At 67.7% G+C, this 19,015-nt stretch carries 15 protein-coding genes and 2 pseudogenes; 9 read left to right on the forward strand and 8 right to left on the reverse strand.

Features of this window, described 5'->3' with window-relative positions:
• Positions 1-360: 360 nt before the first annotated feature.
• A pseudogene (locus ACIRQP_RS36015) lies at positions 361-1,812 on the reverse strand (SulP family inorganic anion transporter).
• A gap of 3,310 nt (positions 1,813-5,122) precedes the next feature.
• Positions 5,123-5,269: pseudogene (locus ACIRQP_RS36020) on the reverse strand (transcriptional regulator); the annotation flags it as partial.
• A 135-nt stretch (positions 5,270-5,404) separates the two neighbouring features.
• Between ACIRQP_RS36020 and ACIRQP_RS36025 the strand changes: the two are divergent.
• Positions 5,405-6,106: a hypothetical protein gene (locus ACIRQP_RS36025; protein ID WP_403898190.1), complete on the forward strand. Its 702-nt coding sequence runs from the start codon at positions 5,405-5,407 to the stop codon at positions 6,104-6,106.
• A 96-nt stretch (positions 6,107-6,202) separates the two neighbouring features.
• Here ACIRQP_RS36025 and ACIRQP_RS36030 read toward each other — a convergent pair whose 3' ends face one another.
• Both ACIRQP_RS36030 and ACIRQP_RS36035 read right to left on the reverse strand, forming a co-directional pair.
• A complete protein-coding gene (locus ACIRQP_RS36030; protein WP_403898263.1) occupies positions 6,203-7,678 on the reverse strand; it encodes a catalase in 1,476 nt (491 codons plus the stop codon).
• Positions 7,679-8,335: 657 nt separating this feature from the next.
• On the reverse strand, positions 8,336-8,911 hold the full coding sequence (locus ACIRQP_RS36035) for a winged helix-turn-helix domain-containing protein (RefSeq protein ID WP_403898194.1): 576 nt from the start codon (positions 8,909-8,911) through the stop codon (positions 8,336-8,338).
• 111 nt (positions 8,912-9,022) lie between these two features.
• Here ACIRQP_RS36035 and def point away from each other — a divergent pair, with 111 nt between their 5' ends.
• The 4 genes from def (at position 9,023) to ACIRQP_RS36055 (ending at position 11,829) form a co-directional block, all read left to right on the forward strand.
• A complete protein-coding gene (gene def / locus ACIRQP_RS36040) occupies positions 9,023-9,685 on the forward strand; it encodes a peptide deformylase (RefSeq protein WP_403898197.1) in 663 nt (220 codons plus the stop codon).
• A gap of 244 nt (positions 9,686-9,929) precedes the next feature.
• On the forward strand, positions 9,930-10,049 hold the full coding sequence (locus ACIRQP_RS36045; RefSeq protein ID WP_403898265.1) for a thiamine pyrophosphate-dependent enzyme: 120 nt from the start codon (positions 9,930-9,932) through the stop codon (positions 10,047-10,049).
• Positions 10,046-10,315 (forward strand): hypothetical protein, encoded by a 270-nt coding sequence (locus ACIRQP_RS36050; protein WP_403898268.1) that lies wholly within the window; start codon positions 10,046-10,048, stop codon positions 10,313-10,315. The genes ACIRQP_RS36045 and ACIRQP_RS36050 overlap by 4 nt, the downstream gene beginning before the upstream one ends.
• Before the next feature lie 56 nt (positions 10,316-10,371).
• Positions 10,372-11,829 carry a benzaldehyde dehydrogenase gene (locus ACIRQP_RS36055; protein ID WP_403898200.1) on the forward strand — a complete coding sequence of 486 codons (1,458 nt, stop codon included), beginning with the start codon at positions 10,372-10,374 and terminating at the stop codon, positions 11,827-11,829.
• 152 nt (positions 11,830-11,981) lie between these two features.
• On the opposite strand, the gene ACIRQP_RS36060 is transcribed toward ACIRQP_RS36055, so the two are convergent.
• The gene (locus tag ACIRQP_RS36060; protein WP_403898203.1) at positions 11,982-12,881 is read right to left on the reverse strand and encodes a helix-turn-helix transcriptional regulator; all 900 of its coding nucleotides are present in this window, start codon (positions 12,879-12,881) and stop codon (positions 11,982-11,984) included.
• Positions 12,882-13,076: 195 nt separating this feature from the next.
• Here ACIRQP_RS36060 and ACIRQP_RS36065 point away from each other — a divergent pair, with 195 nt between their 5' ends.
• Positions 13,077-13,904 carry an SDR family NAD(P)-dependent oxidoreductase gene (locus ACIRQP_RS36065; RefSeq protein WP_403898206.1) on the forward strand — a complete coding sequence of 276 codons (828 nt, stop codon included), beginning with the start codon at positions 13,077-13,079 and terminating at the stop codon, positions 13,902-13,904.
• 175 nt (positions 13,905-14,079) lie between these two features.
• On the opposite strand, the gene ACIRQP_RS36070 is transcribed toward ACIRQP_RS36065, so the two are convergent.
• The 3 genes from ACIRQP_RS36070 to ACIRQP_RS36080 all read right to left on the reverse strand — a co-directional run bounded on the left by ACIRQP_RS36070 (position 14,080) and on the right by ACIRQP_RS36080 (position 15,894).
• Positions 14,080-14,457 (reverse strand): VOC family protein, encoded by a 378-nt coding sequence (locus ACIRQP_RS36070; RefSeq protein WP_403898209.1) that lies wholly within the window; start codon positions 14,455-14,457, stop codon positions 14,080-14,082.
• 68 nt (positions 14,458-14,525) lie between these two features.
• A complete protein-coding gene (locus ACIRQP_RS36075; RefSeq protein WP_403898271.1) occupies positions 14,526-15,245 on the reverse strand; it encodes a GNAT family N-acetyltransferase in 720 nt (239 codons plus the stop codon).
• Positions 15,246-15,333: 88 nt separating this feature from the next.
• Complete coding sequence (locus ACIRQP_RS36080; protein ID WP_403898212.1) at positions 15,334-15,894, reverse strand: winged helix-turn-helix transcriptional regulator; 561 nt, start codon at positions 15,892-15,894, stop codon at positions 15,334-15,336.
• A gap of 228 nt (positions 15,895-16,122) precedes the next feature.
• Here ACIRQP_RS36080 and ACIRQP_RS36085 point away from each other — a divergent pair, with 228 nt between their 5' ends.
• The 3 genes from ACIRQP_RS36085 (at position 16,123) to ACIRQP_RS36095 (ending at position 18,976) form a co-directional block, all read left to right on the forward strand.
• Positions 16,123-17,019 carry a haloalkane dehalogenase gene (locus tag ACIRQP_RS36085; protein ID WP_403898215.1) on the forward strand — a complete coding sequence of 299 codons (897 nt, stop codon included), beginning with the start codon at positions 16,123-16,125 and terminating at the stop codon, positions 17,017-17,019.
• A gap of 112 nt (positions 17,020-17,131) precedes the next feature.
• A complete protein-coding gene (locus tag ACIRQP_RS36090; RefSeq protein WP_403898218.1) occupies positions 17,132-18,040 on the forward strand; it encodes an NmrA family NAD(P)-binding protein in 909 nt (302 codons plus the stop codon).
• Between the two features lie 123 nt (positions 18,041-18,163).
• Positions 18,164-18,976, forward strand: coding sequence for a hypothetical protein (locus ACIRQP_RS36095; protein WP_403898221.1), 813 nt, complete (start codon positions 18,164-18,166; stop codon positions 18,974-18,976).
• The last annotated feature ends 39 nt before the right edge of the window (positions 18,977-19,015 follow it).

Here is a 19,015-nt window from a genome sequence, read left to right on the forward strand (position 1 = left end):
CGGTCAACAGCGGGCTCGCGGCCGCCAGCGTCGCCCCGACACCGGCGAACTTGACCAGCCGGCGCCGCGAGATCGCCGAGTACTCAGGATCTTCGTTGTGCTTGTCCGTCACGGTAAAGCCTCTCGTTCCAACAAGTGGGGGGCGACAACCGAGTCTCGGGGGGCAAATCGAATGCCGCGTGAACACGGATAGGGACCACCGATAACAACGCGCACGCGGCGGTTCCCGGTCAGACTGGCGGTGTTCTCAGGGCAGAGCACAGCCCTGTACCCCAAGGGCCAACCGACGTCCGCCAACGAGGGCTCCGGGAGACCGGGGAACGCGACCGCAGTTCCCCGGTCTCGCGCTCGGGCCGGGTGTCAGGCCGACGAAGGTGTCCGTACGGGGTCGATGGCGGCCGTGTTGTGCTGGTCGGCACAGTGCTGCAACGCGCTTATGCAAGCGTGATCCAGATGTCGCAGCCCGGCCAGGTCGAGTTCGACAGGACGGTCCCTCGGCAGCGCCTCCAGAGCGTCCAGGATCCGGGGCAGCCGCAGGAAGGTGGCGTTGCCCTGGAGGCGAACGCGGACCGGGCCGGTGCCACGATCGATGGTGCTGATGTGGACGTGGGAAATATCCCAAGCCGTTTTGACGACCGCGAGCAGCAATCCGATCAGGACCCCCTCGAACATGTTGGTCACCACGATTGCCCCGGCGGTGACGCCCAGGACCACGGCCTCGCCGCGGTGCTCACGCCGGAGCGGGCCCCATTCCTTCACGGGCAGCAGCTTCCAGCCCGCGTGGACGAGGACGCCGGCGAGCGCGGCGGTGGGGATGACGCCGAGGGTTGTGGGCAGCAGCGCCGCGAACAACAGCAGCCACACTCCATGCAGTACGCGTGACGCCTTGGTACGCGCTCCTGCTTGCACATTGGCCGCGCTGCGTACGATCACCGCGGTCATCGGCAGTGCACCGAGCAGACCGCAGACAGTGTTCCCCGCCCCCTGGGCGATGAGTTCCTTGTCGTAGTGGGTGCGGGGCCCATCGTGCAGTTGGTCCACCGCCGCGGCGCTGAACAGGCTTTCCGCCGAGGCGATAAGAGTGAACGCGACGACCGTGCCCAGAACACCGATCTCGGCCAGGCGGCCGAAGCTTTCGGGGTTCGGGGGCTGAATCGCGTCGAGGAGACCGCGGACCTGGACGCGGGCCACCGGCAGGTCGAAGACCGCCGTAATGGTGGCCGCCAGTGCCACTGCGGCAAGGGGCGCGGGGATGAGCCGCGCCTTCTGTGGCAGCCGCTTCCACAACGTCATGACCATGATGGTGCCCACGCCAATGACGAGGGCGGTGGTGGCGGTAGGTGATCCGAGGACCTCGACGGCCAGGCCCGGCAGCCCGGCAAGATTCGCCGTGCTGGTGCCGGGCGCCTGCACATCGGTGAGGGCGTAGAGTTGTCCGGCGATCAGTACCAGCCGATGCCCGCGAGCATGCCCTGCACGACGGACAGGGAGATCGCGCGGAACCAGATGCCCAACTTCGCGAAGCCCATGAGGAGTTGGAGCAGCCCGGCGGTGAGTACCAGTACGCCGAGTCGGGGCAGGCCGTATTCCTGAACGGCTGTGTATACCAGTACGGTCAGGCCGGCCGCCGGCCCGCTGACCTGGAGGCTGCTGCCCGGCAGCAGGCCGGTGAGAAGCCCGCCGACGATGCCTGTGAGCAGGCCGAGTTCGGCCGGGACGCCGGAGGCGACGGCGACGCCGACGCACAGTGGCAGGGCGATGAGGAAGACGACCGAGGGAAGCGGTCAGATCGGTGCGCAACGCACGTTTCAAGGGTGCGGTGAAGGTAGGCCCCGGGCATGACTCCAGCGCTGGGGGTCCACTGCTCTCTCGCAGTGCTCACCAGCACAGGACCGGGTAGTGCGGCGTACGCGGCAGACGCCGCGGCGGTGTCATGTGCCTCGTCAACTGCGGCTGTGAGCCTCGTCAGTTGCTGGCCTCGGGTCGGCAGAGCCTGCGGGTCGTCCGCGTGATGTTCCGAGGCGGAGCCCATGCGCGGGGTATCAGGCGCCGCGGACATCTCCCTCGTCTCCGCCTGGATCGCGGAGGCCCGGGCAGTGGCGAGGACAGGCAGGTGATGCGGAGTGGCGACGTGCAGCAGGACAGCCGCGACCAGCAGCACAACTGCCGCTGATACTCGCCGCATCGCTGTGCCCTTCTCCGTATCGCTCGCCTGCCGATCCCAAAACGTTACCCGCCCGTCCGAGGCGATCACGTTGAACTTCCCTCTGGACAGGGTGAGATGAACAACACACTGCGGAAGCCTGATAGACGCGGTGACCTGACCAGCCATGGTTCGTCCGGATGTAGGGATTCCGTCGGCCTGGCGAACCGGCGCACGCTCCAAGCCGAGGCGATCGCCAAGATGCTCGACCGTGCCAGTGGCCGCGGAGCCGGTCGCGGCCGCACCTCGCCGGTTGGGGCAAACCGCCCGGCGTGCGGGCTGTCGGCCATCGGGACTTCAAGGTGCGGGACCGCTCCGCACGCCAGGGGCACACGGGCTGCCTCTGGTGCCGGCTTGCCGGTCGGCGCGGCGTTCTGGTACGCACGGGTGCCGCGCCCAAGCCCGCCGTTGCCACCTCTCGTGCCGATTCTCAGCCTGACCTGTTGTCCTGACGCAGGTGCCGGCGGGCGGGGCTGTCCGTGCCGGCCGAGACGAAATCCGCGCGATCCTCCAGATGGTCACCACTCTCGGGAACCTGGCGGCCGGTTCTCCACCGCGCGCACGATCGAGTACGGCCGGCCGGGCATCATCTGATGCCTGCCCTCATGGCGGCCGAAGGTATGACAGAAGGCCCGGTCCGCACAGGTGTTGGCGTCCGACCGCCTCCGCGTGGCCCTTCAGGCCGTCTTGACGAGGCCCATGGTTTGGCGTTCAGCTACCGAGGAGCTTCGGCGTACATGGGGGGACGGAATGCGGGGGCAGATGAGATGTGGCTGAGAGCGAAGCCCCGTCTGGTGATCTACGTGACGCTCTCCGTGGCTGCCATCATCTGGGCGATTGTCTGGAGCATCTGGTACCGGGACCCGCAGCACATCAGCGGTCTCCTGCCCACGCTCCCGGCGATCTTCACCGGCGGCATCGGCCTCGCCGCGGAGTTCGTCGGCGCCAACGGCACGTTGGGGGGCGCGGCGGACAGAGTGGCACGCGAGGTCAGGTCACGACTGACACAAGTGGCGGCGGAGCAGAAGTTACAGGACCCGGCGCCGATCGAGGTGCGGTGGACCTTGTCCCGCCCACGGTCGGTGTCCCACTGGGGAGGCCGCTTCCCGGTACTGCCCGGCGAGACCGGGGCCGAGGCCGAGGCGGGCGCCGTGGACGGCGGTGATGTGGACGCTCTGCTCTCCCTCCACGGTGGGCTGCGTTCCGGCCGTCTCGTCGTCCTCGGCGATCCGGGCACCGGCAAGTCCGCCGCCGCGATCCTGGCGGTGCTGGGGAGCCTGAAGCGTCGCGAACGCGTCGACGACACCGGCCGCTTACCCGTCCCCCTCCTGCTGGACGTCGCCTCGTGGAACCCGAACCGGCAGTCGCTCCGTGACTGGGTGGCCGACCAGCTCCACGACCGATACCCGTTCCGGGCAACGGGCAGGTACGGGGGCGACGCGGCGGCCAAACTGGTGGAGCAGGGCCACATCACGATGTTCCTGGACAGCTTCGACGAGATGCGGGAGGAGTGGCACCGGCCCGCGATAACGGCGCTCAGGAGCTTCCCCGATGCCCGGTGGGTGCTGTTCAGCCGCACCGAGGAGTTCGACAGGGCCACCGACGGGTCCCGTATGCACGGCGCCGTGGTCGTGGAGTTGGAGCCGGTCGCCTCCTCGGCCGCCGTCGACTATCTCGACCAGCAGTCCGAGCGTTTCCAGTCCGAGCTGTGCCAACACCTGATCGAGGAACTGCGAGAGCGCCCCGGCAGCGCCGTCTCCCGCTCGTTGCACTCACCGCTGAACCTGACACTGATACGAGACGCCCTCGCGCTCTCCTCCGGTCCCGACGCCTTGTCGGAGCTGCGCACACCCGCGCGGTTCACCGGCACCGACGAGGTCGAAAGGTATCTGCTGGGCCGGTTCCTGGACATCGCCTACCAGCCGGGGGTCCCCGTCCGCTCCACGGGATCACGGAAGCCCCACCGGCCGAGGCCCTACAGTCCGGACGGTGCCCGGAAGTGGCTGGGCTCCCTCGCCACCTGGCAGGACACCCACTCCGAGCACACCATGGACTGGCGGCATCTGCACTGGTGGGCGCCGCCGTTCTGGCGCATCGCCATGATTACGGCCGGGGGCGTACTCATCGCCCTTCCGGCCGGCGCGGTGGCCTTCAGCGACTGGGGCGACACGGGGGCCCTGGGCCAGGACGGCACCGGCTTCGGCCTGCTCTGGGGCGCAGTGCTGGGCCTGGTCTCGGGGGCGGCGGTAGGGGTCATCTCCGAGCTCCGGGACCCTGTCCCACGGCGCTCCGGGCGCCTCGTGACCCAAGGCAGGGCGCGGCGCGGCGTCAACCCCGTGGTGGGCGTGCTGATCGGGCTCCTGGTCGCCTACTACTCCGTCCGGGAGATGACCCACTACGCCGGGCTGGGGCTGCCCGTCACCCTGCTCTACTGCCTGATCTCCGGGGTCGGGGCAGGTGCCATCGCGGCCTATGCCGCGAAGTGGCGCAACCACCGCTCCCGGACACGGGCGGACGGTTCCCTGCCTGCGATCCGCTCCCTGAGCGGCGCCCTGCGCTCCCGCTTCTCCCTTGCGACGGCAGTGACTGCCGGGGCGTTCATCGGATGCGCGTTCGGGATCAGTCACCGCAGCCTGCTGGTCGGGCTGGCCACGGGGGCCTTCGCCGCGGTCGCGAGCGGGCTCATCGTCGGGGCCGCCCGGTCCGCGGAGCGCAGGGATGCCCGGCCCGACCGTGCCTGGCGCCAGGACTGGTGGCAGTCCCTTCTCTTCGGTGTGGCCTTCGGAGCGTGCATGGGCACAGCCCTCGGCGTCCACAACATGGCTGCGGGTACCGGCAATGGACTCAAGGAGGGGCTGGTGGTCGGCGTCTGCGCCGCCGTCCCCTTCGGTCTGGGCGCCTGCGTGGCCGTGTCCGATCGCTCACACCCGCCAGATGCGCCGGCTCCTCCCGGCGCAGACCGGGCACCCGACGCTGTCCCGATCCGGAGGCGAAGCCGACGTCCTCGGGCCGGATCCTCGCTCGGCGCGAGCGCAAAAAATCCCCCAACTCTCGTTGTTTCCTCATGGAGTTCATTGTCCGTCCTGGGGCTCGTGGTCCCTGGGTACGCCAGACCCCAGGCAGGGTGGAGCACACCGACGGGACAGCCCGCCGGGTGAGCATGAGGTGGTGACGGGGCCCACGGGCCCTCGGACGGACGGAGTGACGCATGACGCGCGAATCCACCTGGCCAGGACGTATCGCGATGCTACGGCGTGTTTCAGAAGTCCCGTCTGCACCGCGGCGGCCGGCACGCACACTCGCCGCGTTGTCGGAGTCGCCCGAGTACGTCCGGGCCGTGCCGACACGGGCGGGGCCACGGCCGGTGCCCGCCGCTTCGTCTTCCTCTTCGACGACTCGATCCGCTTCCGGCCCGAGTCCTTCGCCGTCTGTGCCCGCTCGGTGATCGAGGAGAAGGGGGTGCCGGCCTGCCCCGAGGGCTCGCGCGTCGGGCGGGGCACCAGCCATGTGTACCCCGAGGGCCCGGCGGAGGTCCTCGCCTTCAACACCCGGTACGCGAACGGGACGCGCGGCGCTCTGGTCGTCATCCCGGCGTCCCGCACGGTGCTGGAGCTCACCTGGGAACGTGTCACCCGTCCCTATCAACAGCTCGGCTATCTCTGGGCACCTGACGAGATCCTGCCGCCGAGCCCGATCCCGCCTCAGGAGCGGGCCGGGACCCGGCGCTTCGAGCTGGAGTGGGGGGCCACCCGGCAGGCCGGCGGCCGGCCGGTCAGCTTCGCCGAGACGTCGGCGAAGCCCGGCGAGGAGGTGCGGATCGGACTGTGGAGTTCATTTGTCACGGGGCAGGTCGTCCTGCCGCAGACCACGGTGGTCGTCAGCCCGTCCGGTGAACGGCCATGAGCTGACGGGCATGGGGCACGCACGCGCCGACAGCGCCGCCGCTCCCTCGGCGGCGCCACCGGCTGCCCGAGGTGCCTCGCCGGCGGATTGTGTGCGCTACGGCTTGTTCGGCTTCGGCATTCCCAGGCCGTGGGCTACGTGAGCGCCGAGATCGGGGTCCACCTTTGCCCAGTAGTCGTTGACCGCGCGTTCCTGGATGGGACGCTCCACCCCTTGGCTCAGGTGCCCGACGATGTTGTCGACCAGATGGTCCCGGTCGGTCTGCGTCATCACCTGGCGGTAGAGCATGCCGGGCTGGATGAAGTCGTTGTCGTCCCTGTGCGATTCGTACGCTGTACGCATGATCTCGGCGGCCTCCACGAACCAGCTCGGATCGCGGTAGCGCTGCAGATCGCCCTTGGGGCCGCCGTAACTGTTCGGTGCGTAGACCGGCTGGTTCCCGTTATGGCGATAGCGCATCGGGCCGTCCTTGTTGTAGTTGTGCACCTCGTTGAGCGGCTGGTTGACGGGCAGCTGTGCGTAGTTCGGGCCGGTGCGATAGCGGCTCGAGTCGGCGTAGGCGAGCATTCGTGCCAATACCATCCGGTCAGGGCTGGGCCCGATGCCCGGGACGAAGTTCGCCACGTCGAAGCCGGCCTGCACGATCTGGGCGAAGAAGTTCTCGGGGTTGCGGTCGAGCACCAGGCGTCCGACGGTGATCGGTGGATAGTCGGCGTGCGGCCAGACCTTGGTCACGTCAAAGGGGTTGAAGCGGTAGTCGGCCGCGTCCTCGTAGGGCATGATCTGCATCTCAAGGCGCCAGGACGGATAGTCGCCGCCTGCGACGGCGTCCCACAAGTCGCGCCGGTGGCAGTCGAGGTCCTCCGCGCGCATCGCCTTGGCCTCGGCGTCGGTGAAGTTCTGGATTCCCTGCTCGGTCTTGAAGTGGTACTTGACCCAGAACTTCTTGCCCCCCGCGTTCTCCCACATGTACGTGTCGCTGCCGAAGCCGTTCATATGGCGCCAGGTACGCGGCGTGCCGCGGTCGCTCATCAGGACCGTCACCTGGTGCGCCGACTCCGGCGAGAGCGACCAGAAGTCCCACTGCATGTTGTTGCTGCGCAAGCCGGTGTCGGGCATCCGCTCCTGCGAATGGATGAAGTCGGGGAACTTCATGGGGTCACGTACGAAGAAGACCGGCGTGTTGTTGCCGACGAGATCGTAGTTGCCCTCCTCGGTGTAGAACCTCAAGGCCCAGCCGCGCACGTCACGGTCCGAGTCCGGGTAGCCCTCTTCGCCGGCCACCGACGAAAAGCGGATCAGCACCGGAGTGCGCTTGCCGACCTTGCTGAGGAAACCGGCCTTGGTCCATTCGGTGACGTCCGCGGTCGCCTCGAAATAGCCGAAGGCGCCGCCGCCCTTGACGTGATATACGCGATCGGGGACGCGCTCGCGTACGAAATGGGCCAGCTTTTCGATCAGGTAGGTGTCCTGCAGCAAGAGAGGGCCGTTGGTTCCGACCGCGAGCGAGAACTCGTCGCTGGCGACGGGACACCCGGCATCCGTAGTCGTGACTGGCGGTTGATTGCTCATCTCTTTCTCCTCTGCTCGTGGTAAAGGGCCCCTGAGGTTTACGTGGTCGGCCGAGAGCCGGCTTTGAGTTCGGCAGACCGGTACCGCTTCCGAAAAGGCCACCGCGGGAAGCAGCAGGCGTTGCTGCCGTGCGCGCCGGCCGACGGGGACCGTGCGCCACGCCGGTAGAGGCGGAGGTTGGGTATGTCGACTGAGTTTGCGCAGCCAAGTGCACAAGCCGATGAGGCGAAGGCGATTTCAGTCCATCCCGGCAGCCACATTCCGCCTCCGTCCATCCATGCTTTCGGGACTGCGACCCACGGGTAAGCCAGGAGTGCCACTCAGGTCAAGATAATCTTAAGAACTGTCCCCGCTCTCATCACGACGCCACGCTGCCTCGAACGAGCCATATCCGGCCTTGGGACTGGTAAGAGCCGTTGATCGACTGGCCTGTATTCCTCACAAGAAGACGGGGCAGTGAATGGGAACGGACATCCCGCAACAGCAGATTCCACTGAGGCGTCCCGCCCTTATCGTCGGACACATAAACGAAACCGGCACGCCAACGGGGCACGTCTGTGACCAGCGGGTTCTCAGGCTGTCTCACACGGTGTCATGCGCCTGCCCTCTTACCTTCGTGTCATTGCTTCGGGAGGGCGCAAAACAGCCGACGGCTTCTCAGTCCTGGTCCGCGTCGTCCGTCGTCTGGGGAAGCAGCGGGAACAGCCGGGTGATGAGGGCCACCGGTCGAGCGCTGTCGGGCCGGGCCAGGGGGCGTTGTTCGCGGTCCTGGTAAGGCGCGAGCGCCCGCCGGATCGCGCCCGCGACCCTGCGCATCTCTTCAGGTGTCAGATAGGCGACGGCGCTGAAGGCCTCGTCATGGCGCCAATCGGACGGCGCCTCATCTCGCTGGGTCAGCCATCGTTGCCAGCTCTCGTCCTCCAGCCCTCGCGCCAAGTCGCCGAACTGCTCCTCCGTGGGGCCACTGCCAGTGGGGGTGTGCCGCTTCAGACGCCAGGGGCGTGCGCGACCCCCGCTGTGGGGGGCTTCTTCGATGTATCCGTGACGAGCGAGCTGCCGTAGGTGAAATGAGCAGAGACCTGAGCTGTAGCCCAGCCGGGAGGCGGCTTCGGTCGCCGTGACGGCGCCGACTTCGGCGAGCAGGTCCAGCAGGGCTGTGCGGACCTCGTGCTCGCGCAGTTCTTCGCCGGTGTCGTGTGTCTGGTCGGGGGCGTTGAGGTCATCTTCAGTCACTTTGCAAAGTCTGCTACTTTGCAAAGACCTTCGCAAGCGGTCCTTGCTTGAGGGCATCAGGCCGCGGTGACGTCCGCGGCATCTGTGGCGTGCGCAGAAGGGGAGACAGTGATGTCTGCTGGTCACGAGCGGTCCCGTCCCGTCGACCGGCGAGTCCGTGTGCAAGGCCGCCCAGTTGACTTCTATCCGGCTCTCCCGCCGGAGACCGGACGGGGTTCGGTACGCCGGGTCACGGTGGTGGGTGAGGAGATCCTGAGCCGTTCGTGCCAGGAAGTGACCGAGTTCGGCACCCCCGAGTTGTCGGCGCTGATCGACGACATGTTCCTGACGATGTATGTGGCCGACGGTGCCGGTCTGGCTGCCAATCAGGTAGACGTCGACCTGCGGCTGTTCGTGTACGACTGCCCGGACGACCACGGGATCCGGCATGTCGGCCACATCATCAACCCGGTTCTGGAGCTGCCCGATCCGGGTCGCCGCCGGCTCATTGACGACTTCGAGGGCTGCCTGTCCGTGCCCGGTGCCGGCATGGTGGTTCCCCGCACCGATCGTGCCGTCGCTCGCGGGCTCGACAAGGACGGCAACCCGATCGTCATCGAAGGAACGGGGTACTTCGCCCGGTGTCTGCAACACGAGACCGACCACCTCTTCGGTCACACGTATCTCGACCGGCTCTCCAAACGGGACCGCAGAGACGCGCTGCGGCAGATGGCAGACCGCCGTGAGGACGTATTTGCCCAACGCGTCATCAAGGCCGCCGGCCTGGATCAGTGAGAGCTCGGTGAACTCACCGCCGTGACTTTCCCTCCGCAAGGATCTCTTGCCGCCGCGACCCTATGCTTTCCACAGGGTCAGCACCTACATGGTGGTGGGCCCGACAAAGATGAAAGTCCTGCCGCGGAAGGCTTGGGACAGGGTCTGTGATTGACCGCGGCGAAGACCGGCCCGCACCCGGGATCAATGTCCAGAACCGTACGGCCCGATTTCTGCGACCGCCATGGGCGGACTTGGCTTCGCGATGCCGGCCGCGATCGGGATTCGCATGGGACAGCCTCGCCGCCCGGTGATCGCCATTGTCGGTGACGGCTCTCGCTCTACCAGGTCCAGTCCCGGTGGACTGCCGCCCACTACGGCATAGGCGTCCTCTTCCTCGTCCTCGCCAACGGCCGCTACGCGGTGAGGGGCCGGCTCGCCGAACAGCACGGGGGCAATCCGCCATGGCCCGCCTTCGAGGAGGTCGACGTGGCCGGCCCGGCCCAGGCCTTCGGCTGCACCGCCCGTCGAATCGACGACTACGCGGTCCTGTGCGTGACGCTCGACACGCTCTGCGCTACTTTGGCCGACCGCACCGGGCCGCTCGTCGTCGAGGTCGCCGTCACCGACGGCGGCGAGTTCCGCCCCTGACCCGCCCTCAGGTCCGCTCCTCATCCCTGCTCCCACTCGCCGTCAAGGAGTTCGCGATGCCCCTGCTCGATCCCACCGTCTGGTCCGGAAAGGCCGCCATCGGCGGCTGGAAGGCCACTTCGGGCGGCACAGCCCCCGTGATCGAACCCGCCACCGGCGAAGTCCTTGAACGGATAGGCAACGCCACGGCCGACGACGTCTCGGCCGCGGCCCGTCATGCCGCCAAGGCCCAACCGGCCTGGGCCCGCCTGCCCTACACCGAACGTGCCGCCGTGTTGCGCCGGGCCGGAGACGTGTTCGCCCAGCACGCCGAGGAGATCCAGCAGTGGCTGATCCGCGAGGCCGGAAGCGTTCCCGGCAAGGCGGCCTTCGAGACGGATACCGCCGCCCAGGAGTGTTACGAGGCCGCCGCGCTCGTATCACGTGCCCTCGGTGAGGTGCTGCCCTCCGCCGAGCCCCGGCTCAGCCTGGCGCGCCGGACACCCGCAGGGGTGGTAGGGGTCATCGCCCCCTTCAACGTGCCGCTTGTCCTGGCGATTCGCTCGGTGGCCCCGGCCCTCGCACTCGGCAATGCCGTCCTGCTCAAACCGGATCTGCGCACCGCCGTGTCCGGGGGCGTGGCGCTCATGCGGGTGTTCGAGGAGGCCGGGCTGCCCGACGGCGTGCTCCATGTCCTCCCGGGCGGCGCGGACGCGGGGGCCGCCCTGGTGGTCGACCCGCACGTACGGGTCATCTCGTTCACCGGCTCCACGGCGGCGGGCCGTAAGGTCGGTGCCGCCGCGGCCGAGAATCTCAAGCGCGCGCACCTCGAACTGGGCGGCAACTCGGCGCTGATCGTGCTGCCCGACGCGGATCTGGAGCACGCTGCCTCCACGGCCGCCTGGGGGTCCTTCTTCCATCAGGGGCAGGTCTGCATGAGCACCGGACGCCACCTGGTCCATCAGTCGGTCGCCGACGAATACATCGAACGGCTCGCGCGGAAGGCCGAGCAGCTCCCGGTCGGCGACCCGGCGAGGGAACAGGTGGCGCTCGGGCCCATCATCGACGCGGCCCAGCGTGACAAGATCCACGGCCTGGTCAGCTCCAGCCTTGAGGGCGGCGCCAGACTCATGGCCGGCGGCACCTACGAAGATCTCTTCTACCGGCCCACCGTGCTCACCGATCTCACCGACGCCTCACCCGCGTACACCGAGGAGGTCTTCGGTCCCGTCGCTCCCGTCCGGGCCTTCGCCGACCTCGACGAGGCGGTGGCGCTGGCCACGGCGAGCTCATACGGACTGTCGCTCGGCATCCTTACCGGCGATGTCATGCGCGGCCTCGACCTCGCCGAACGTATCCCCACAGGCCTGGTCCACATCAACGACCAGACAGTCAACGACGAGGTTGTTGCTCCCTTCGGAGGCGTCGCCGCCTCGGGCACCGGCGCCCGCTTCGGCGGCAACGCCAACATCGAAGCGTTCACCGAAACGCGCTGGATCACAGCCCGTACGACCCAGCCCTTCTACCCCTTCTGACCGTCTCCGCTGGTCTCCCGCATCCGGCCGTGGTGGTCCGCGATGCTCCGCGACGGCACCTTCCACGAACTCAGAACCCCACACCGCGTTTGACGAAAGAGAGGGAAGGCACCCCCGTCAACCACCTCACCGTCAACAGGTAAAGCGGCGTCCTATCGACGGTCTGTTTCCCGGAAGGGCTTGATCAGGGCTGCGCGTGAACCGCCGGAGGGGGCGTGTTCGGCGGCCCTCGAGGACAGCACCGTCAGCGCCTCGTCCGACGGCGATCCAGGATCGGCGAGGAAGGTGAAGAGAGTCTGGTCCGGATCGTCCGGGAACGTCAGAGCTTCCGTGCGAAGCGTCAGCTCGCCGACGATCGGATGGTGCATAACCTTCGTGTCGTGGCCGATCTGGACGACTTTCTGCACGGCCCACCAGCGGCGGAAGGACTCACTCTTCATGGACAGTTCGCCCACGAGCTCGGCGGTACGGGTGTCGTCGGGATGGCGGGCGGCATCCATCCGCAGCGTCCCGACGAACACGGAGGCGACCCGTTCCCAGCTGTCTCCGAACAGCGATCGGGCAGCCTCATCGAGCATGATCCAACGCGCGGCGTTGCGGTCCCGGACGGGTACGGTGTCGAAGTCGGCGAGGAGCACACGGGCCATCCGGTTGGCCGCCAGGATGTCCGTGCGGCGGCCCAGCACGAAGGCGGGAGTGTCCCCCAGGCGGGCCAGCAACGTATGCACCCCGGGCCGCACCTTCTGCACTGCGCGCGGGGCGCGCCGGCTGGAGACCGGTCGGCGCGCAACCGCATGCAGATAGCTGCGTTCCGCCGGATCGAGCCGCAACGCGTTCGCCAGAGCGTCCAGAACCGACTCCGACGGGGTGATGTGCCTGCCCTGCTCCAGGCGCGTGTAGTAGTCCACGCTGACGCCCGCGAGTGCGGCCAGTTCCTCCCGGCGCAACCCGGGTACTCGGCGCGGTGACGCATCGTGGATGCCCAGACTCCGGGGGTCCAGTGCCGCGCGCCGAGCGCGTAGGAAATCGCCGAGCCCTTCGTTCCGCTCCATAGTGCGATGGTCGCGCGGATCGGCGCACGATGCCGCATTCAGGGTGGCCCTCCCATTCCCAGGAAGGAGGGGGCCAGGTCCACGCTCCTCGCCGGCGTCCGTCAGCGGTTGGCTGGAGGACGAGACACCACCTGGCTGCCTCACGGCGACACCGCCCGTGCGTCAGCCGCACGAACATCACAGGGAGTATCCGCCATGCCTTCCACCTGGCTCATCACCGGTGCGACCTCCGGCTTCGGCCGCCTCGTGACCGAACGCGCGCTCGCCGCCGGCGCTCACGTGATTGCTGTCGGCCGACGCCGCGACCGCATCGCCGAGCTGGTCCAGCTCGCCCCGAAGGGACAGATCACCGCGGTCGAGCTGGACCTCACCGCCCCGGATGCGCAGACCGTCATTACGGACACGGTGCGCTCCGTGGGCCGCGTGGACGTCCTGGTCAACAACGCCGGTTACGGACTGTTCGGGTCCATTGAGCAGATCGACGCCGACGAAGCACGCGCCGTCTTCGACACCAACGTGTTGGCCAACCTCGCCGTCCTGCGGGCCACCCTCCCCGCCCTGCGCGCCTCCCGGGGCCGCGTCCTGCAGACCTCCTCGCTCATCGGCCAGTTCGCCTGGCCTTCCTCCGGCCTGTACGCGGCCTCCAAGGGCGCCGTGGAGCTCATCAGCGAAGCCCTCGCCCACGAGCTGGCCCCCACCGGTGTCAAGGTCACCATCATCGAACCCGGTACATTCGCCACCGAGTTCGCCACCAACCTGCGCGTCGTCCCCCCGAACGACGTCTACGCGCCCACCGTCGGGAAGTTCCTCACCGACATCTCCGAACTGCCGCCCGAGGCCTTCGGCGACCCCCATGCCGTAGCGGACGCGATCATGACCGTCGCTGCTCTGGAAGAGCCGCCTCTGCGCCTGGCCGTCGGTGCCGACGCCGTCGAACACATCCGCGCCTCGCTCCGCTCCCGCCTGACCGAGCTGGATCGCTGGGAGTCCCTCTCCCTCGCTCCCGCCCACCAGAGCGCCTGACGGGCGTCACTTCCGTCATGGACCGGTGACCGGCCCGCCGGCCTCTTCATCAGGCCCGCGCATGCCTCCCGCCGGCGGGCTGGATCCATGCTGTGACCTGCGGCCACCGGTGATCATCGTCAGTCCGTACACCTCACGATGACGACCGGTGGCCGCACCCCTTGGGGGCCTCCCGTCAGTCCCGGACGAGGCAGAACGGGTGTCCCGCGGGATCCGCGAAGATGCGCCAACTCCGCTGTCCGCCACCCTCGTCGAGCAGTGCGGCGCCCAGACCGAGGACGTCTTCCTGGGCCTGGTCCAGGTCCTCGACCCCCAGATCGAGATGGAACTGCTGAGGGTGAGCGGGATCCGGCCACCGCGGCGGCCGATGGTCTTCCACACGCTGGAAGGCCAGCACGAACCCCCTGTCGGCGTGGAGCGTCGCCCAGCCGTCGTCGACCGACCACCGTGGATCCGGCTGGTTCACCACACCCCCCAGAAGCGACTGGTAAAACCGGGACAGCTCAACGACATCGGCACAGTCCAGCACCACACACTGCAACTTGGCGATCATGAAGGGCAGCGTAGAGCAGCACCGCGCACAGGCCCCTCACGGGCCTGATCAGGGTCTGCGGCTGGAATCTAGAGGTTGCCTGAACGCATGACCGGCGAGGGAGTGAGGACAAAGTTCGCGGTGCGGAGGCGAAGTCGGAAGCCGAGGGACTCGTACAGGCGGATGGCGTTCGTATTGGACGCGAGCACATGCAGAAACGGTGTCTCGCCGCGTTCGCGGATGCCAGCCGCGACAGCCAGCAGAAGACGTGTCCCCAGCCTCTGTCCTCGCCACCCCGGATCGGTACAGACCCCGCTGATCTCCGTCCAACCCGGAGCGTGTAGTCGTTCACCGGCCATCGCCACCAGACGACCGCCGCGGCGGATACCCAGGTAGGTGCCCATCTCGATCGTTCGCGGTAGGAACGGCCCCGGCTTGGTGCGTTCGGCCAGGGCGAGCACCTCCGGAACGTCCGTCCGGCGAAGGCCGACGGCCTCCTCGTCCGGCGCAGCGGCGATCCCGTCGTCGACGAATTGCAGCAGAGGGATACGCGACACGACCTCCCAGCCGTCCGGCGGCTCGATGGCGGGACCGCTCAGCGTCACCTTCGCACCGGGGCCGGCGAGTACCGCGATGTCCGTCCAGTCGGCTTCGTCGGGGTGGTCCGGAAGCGCCATGAACGGTGACATGTCGGCGGGGTAACGCAGTGCGTTGCCTCGTCGCTGCGCGAAGTGGGCGTGCGGCCCGGTCAGTGCTGAGTAGATCGAATTGTCCAGCGATGGTGATGGCAAATCAGTGTCCTCACTCATGGCAACAACGTGAACCGAAATCGGGTGGGGTTCGAACGGCGACGCCGGCCCGACGCGCTGGTCGGCCGGAGTGGTGAGCACCCCGCCATCACGACTTCTGGTTGCTTTCGTCGGCCTGGCGTGCACGCGAGGCCGCGAACGGTTCGAGGAGCCGTCGCGGCGCGTTGAGCAGGGCGGATACGGGGTCGGGGTTGGAGTTCGACGGATCGTATCCGGGGCCGGGCTCGATCCGGATCTCCGGGACCGGCGCGACCGAACCGCATTCTTCGCAGCGTCCCTCGTGGTCGAGCGGACCTCCGTCCCGGTCGTGACGCAGGGCGCGCTTCACCCCGGCCGGAGAGTAGAACGCGTCCCCCCAGGCCATCGTGGCGCGCACAATCGGCCACAGTTCGACACCCTTGGTGGTCAGCCGGTACTCGACGGTTCCGGCGCCGTCGTCGTCCCGAGCGAGCACACCCTCCCGTACGAGGAGCTTCAGCCTGCTGGTCAGGACGGCACGGGGAATCCCGAGCTGGGTGGCGAAGTCTCCGAACCGGCAGATCCCGTAGAAGGCGTCACGGACGACGAGCAGTGTCCACCGTTCTCCGATGACTTCCAACGCTCGCGCCAGCGAGCAGTTGCGGTCCGCATAGGTACTGGGAAGGGTCATACATCCACTTTAACCTCGATAGTTCTCTCACTGAACCACCGCCCTCGGTAGTTTGCTCACTGAACTGGCCACTGCTACGGTTGAATGAGTTCATTGATTGAACTATCGAGGGGTGGTTGCTCCGGTGTACCAATTTTCTCGTCCCTTCACTGTCCGACCGGAGCGTCGCAACGACCTCTCGGTCGGGTTCGACGATCGACCCGCACCACCCGCCCGAGGAGAGCGACGATGAACAGCCGCCCCTACGCGGAGAAGAAGTTCGCTGAGATCAAGGGGGTGCGGATGGCCTACCTCGACCAGAGTGAGGGCGATCCGATCATCTTCCAGCACGGTAACCCGACCTCTTCCTACCTGTGGCGCAACGTGATGCCGCACCTGGAGGGCCTGGGCCGGCTGATCGCCTGCGATCTCGTCGGGATGGGCGACTCCGGCCGACTGGCACCGTCCGGCCCGGACCGCTACTCCTACCAGGAGCAGCGGGAGTACCTGTTCGCGCTCTGGGACCACCTCGGCCTCGGTGACAACGTGGTGTTCGTCGTGCACGACTGGGGTTCCGCGCTCGGCTTCGACTGGGCGTACCAGCACCAGGACAGGGTCGCCGGTATCGCCTATATGGAAGCGATCGTGGCTCCGATGAGCTGGGACGACTGGCGGGACCGTCCTCGTCGGACCTTCCAGGGTTTCCGTTCTCCCGCCGGCGAGTCCATGGTGCTCACCGACAACCTGTTCGTCGAACAGGTGCTGCCGACGGCGGTCCTGCGGAATCTGAGCGAGGAGGAGATGGCGGTCTACCGGGCGCCCTACCTCACCCCGGGCGAGAACCGCCGACCCACGCTCAGCTGGCCGCGCCAGCTGCCGATCGCCGACGAACCCGCCGAGGTGGTGCGGATCGTCGAGGACTACGGACGGTGGTTGGCCTCCTCGACGGTGCCCAAGCTGTTCGTCAACGCGGACCCCGGCGGGATCTTGATCCGGAGGCAACGCGAGTTCTGCCGGACCTGGCCCAATCAGACCGAAGTGACCGTGCCGGGCGAGCACTTCATACAGGAGGACAGCCCGGATCTGATCGGTGCCGCGCTGGCGGATTTCGTCCGCGGCATCCGCGGCATCGGAGCGGATGGATGAGCGGGCCCCTGACCTTCCACCGCGTGCACAGCGACATGACGCTCGCACAGCGGCCCGACGCGGCGCTGTGCTCCCTGTGACAGCACTCCGAAGTTCTACGAAAGGTGTTCGGATGACCACCGACGACAGGCTGTTCCTGATCACCGGCGCGACCGGCAAAACCGGGGCCGCGACGGTCAAACTGCTGCTGGAGCGCGGCTATCGCGTCCGTGCTCTGGTGCACCGCGAGGACGAGCGCTCCCGCGAGCTGGCCGAGACCGGCGCCGAGATCGCCGTGTCGGACCTCCACGACCTCGACGGCGTGACCGCGGCCGTTCAGGGCGTCACCGGCGCCTACCTGTGCCACCCGATCCTCCCGGGCCTGATCGAGGCGACCACCTACTTCGCCCAGGCGGCGACCGAGGCGGGTGTCCGGTCCGTGGTCGACATGTCGCAGATCTCCGCCCGCCGCCAAGCGGGCAGCGAGGCCGCTCGGCAGCACTGGCTGTGCGAGCGCCTGCTGGATCGGACCACCATGCTCACCGCACACATCCGGCCGACCTTCTTCGCCGAGTGGCTCACGACCTGGTGGGAGAAGCGGGACGGCCAGGGGTACCTCCGGCTTCCGTTCGGCAACGGCCACCACGCCCCGATCGCCGCGGCCGACCAAGCCCACGTGGTCGCCGCCCTGCTCCTCGACCCCGAACCGCACGACCGCGCTATCCACACCCTGCACGGCCCGGTCGAACTGAACCACTACGACATCGCCCGGGTCATGTCCACGACGCTCGGCATCCCGGTGCACTACGAGCCGATCAGTGTCGAGGAGTTCGCCTCGGCCATGACCGAACGCGGGCTGCCCCCACACCTCGTCCAGCACTTGAGCAACGTCGCCGTCGACTACCAGAACGGCGTATTCGCCGGCACGAACGACGTCATCGAGCAGATCGGTCACCATAGTCCGCTGTCCGTCGAACAGTTCGTCATCGAGCACAAGCACGAGTTCGACACCAGCGGCCCCTACTTCGTCCCCGCCCCCTGACACGGACGATGAGGTTCTGAGTTGTCAAAAACCTGGCCGGCTCGCAATGCGGCAGCCCGCACATGAGTGACTCGCGGTCGACAAGAAAAGATTGCTCCCCGTTTACCCTCAGAAAGAGATCACATGACGGTGTCATCACAAGGCTCGCTGGCAGACCTGCTCAGTTCAGGAATCGCCGCACAGTCATTGCTCTCGACGGCCGCCCCTGATGTGGTGTTCGACAGCGCGCTGACCGACTGGCCGGGCCTGTCCCGTCCGCAGGCAGCGACGCTGGTCGCAGCGGAAACGGCCGCCATCCGGAACAGCGAGATCACGGAACGCTTCGTAGCCGAGGGCCGCGAAGGCCTGTTGATCTCCGGCGAGATCGAGGGCGAGCCCATCGATCAGATCCTCCTGGCCGCATTCGACGATCACGGACGAATGACCGAGATCAAGAGCTTCTTCAACTGTATGTACCCGTTCACCCTGTTGCGTGACAGGATCAGGCGAAGCATGCCGGATCTGCCGGCCGAGGCCTGGCGCGTGACGGAACTACAGCCCGATACGGGAGAGTATTTTGCCAAGCCGTCGCACTCCTACAGCCCGTCGCTGACCTTCCACAGCCCGGTCCTGCGCAAGAGCGTGTCCCCCGAGCCCCTGTCGAGCAGGGTCCTCGGACACGCGACCTCGATCTACGGCGCCAGGCAGTGGAGCGATATCGCGCTGAACCGCGACAACAAGCGCATGGCCTATTTTACCGGCGACATCAAGGGGCAGCCGGTGACGATCACGGCCGTCCTGCGGTTCGACGCCGGCGAACTGGCCGACATCAAGGCTTGCGCGCGACCCTGGTCCGCGTCGTTGGCGGTCTATTCCCGCGTCAAGGCAAGGATCGGCGAAGAGCTCGGTGCCGAGTACTTCTGGACAGCACAGCCGGATTATGAATCGTATCTCTGAGACCGAACCCGTTCGTCTCCCGCATTCACCGCGGAGCCC

Origin of the sequence: Streptomyces sp. NPDC102274 (genome assembly GCF_044766385.1) — a bacterium.
Taxonomy (GTDB): Bacteria; Actinomycetota; Actinomycetes; order Streptomycetales; family Streptomycetaceae; genus Streptomyces.

Excerpts from the sequence above, each read along its gene's own strand:
- ACIRQP_RS36085 (WP_403898215.1), top strand. The coding sequence starts at position 16,123 with ATGAACAGCCGCCCCTACGCGGAGAAGAAGTTCGCTGAGATCAAGGGG.
- ACIRQP_RS36090 (WP_403898218.1), top strand. The coding sequence starts at position 17,132 with ATGACCACCGACGACAGGCTGTTCCTGATCACCGGCGCGACCGGCAAA.
- ACIRQP_RS36045 (WP_403898265.1), top strand. The coding sequence starts at position 9,930 with ATGCCGGCCGCGATCGGGATTCGCATGGGACAGCCTCGCCGCCCGGTG.
- def (WP_403898197.1), top strand. The coding sequence starts at position 9,023 with ATGTCTGCTGGTCACGAGCGGTCCCGTCCCGTCGACCGGCGAGTCCGT.
- ACIRQP_RS36070 (WP_403898209.1), bottom strand. The coding sequence starts at position 14,457 with ATGATCGCCAAGTTGCAGTGTGTGGTGCTGGACTGTGCCGATGTCGTT.
- ACIRQP_RS36055 (WP_403898200.1), top strand. The coding sequence starts at position 10,372 with ATGCCCCTGCTCGATCCCACCGTCTGGTCCGGAAAGGCCGCCATCGGC.
- ACIRQP_RS36060 (WP_403898203.1), bottom strand. The coding sequence starts at position 12,881 with ATGGAGCGGAACGAAGGGCTCGGCGATTTCCTACGCGCTCGGCGCGCG.
- ACIRQP_RS36095 (WP_403898221.1), top strand. The coding sequence starts at position 18,164 with ATGACGGTGTCATCACAAGGCTCGCTGGCAGACCTGCTCAGTTCAGGA.
- ACIRQP_RS36075 (WP_403898271.1), bottom strand. The coding sequence starts at position 15,245 with ATGAGTGAGGACACTGATTTGCCATCACCATCGCTGGACAATTCGATC.
- ACIRQP_RS36065 (WP_403898206.1), top strand. The coding sequence starts at position 13,077 with ATGCCTTCCACCTGGCTCATCACCGGTGCGACCTCCGGCTTCGGCCGC.
- ACIRQP_RS36080 (WP_403898212.1), bottom strand. The coding sequence starts at position 15,894 with ATGACCCTTCCCAGTACCTATGCGGACCGCAACTGCTCGCTGGCGCGA.
- ACIRQP_RS36030 (WP_403898263.1), bottom strand. The coding sequence starts at position 7,678 with ATGAGCAATCAACCGCCAGTCACGACTACGGATGCCGGGTGTCCCGTC.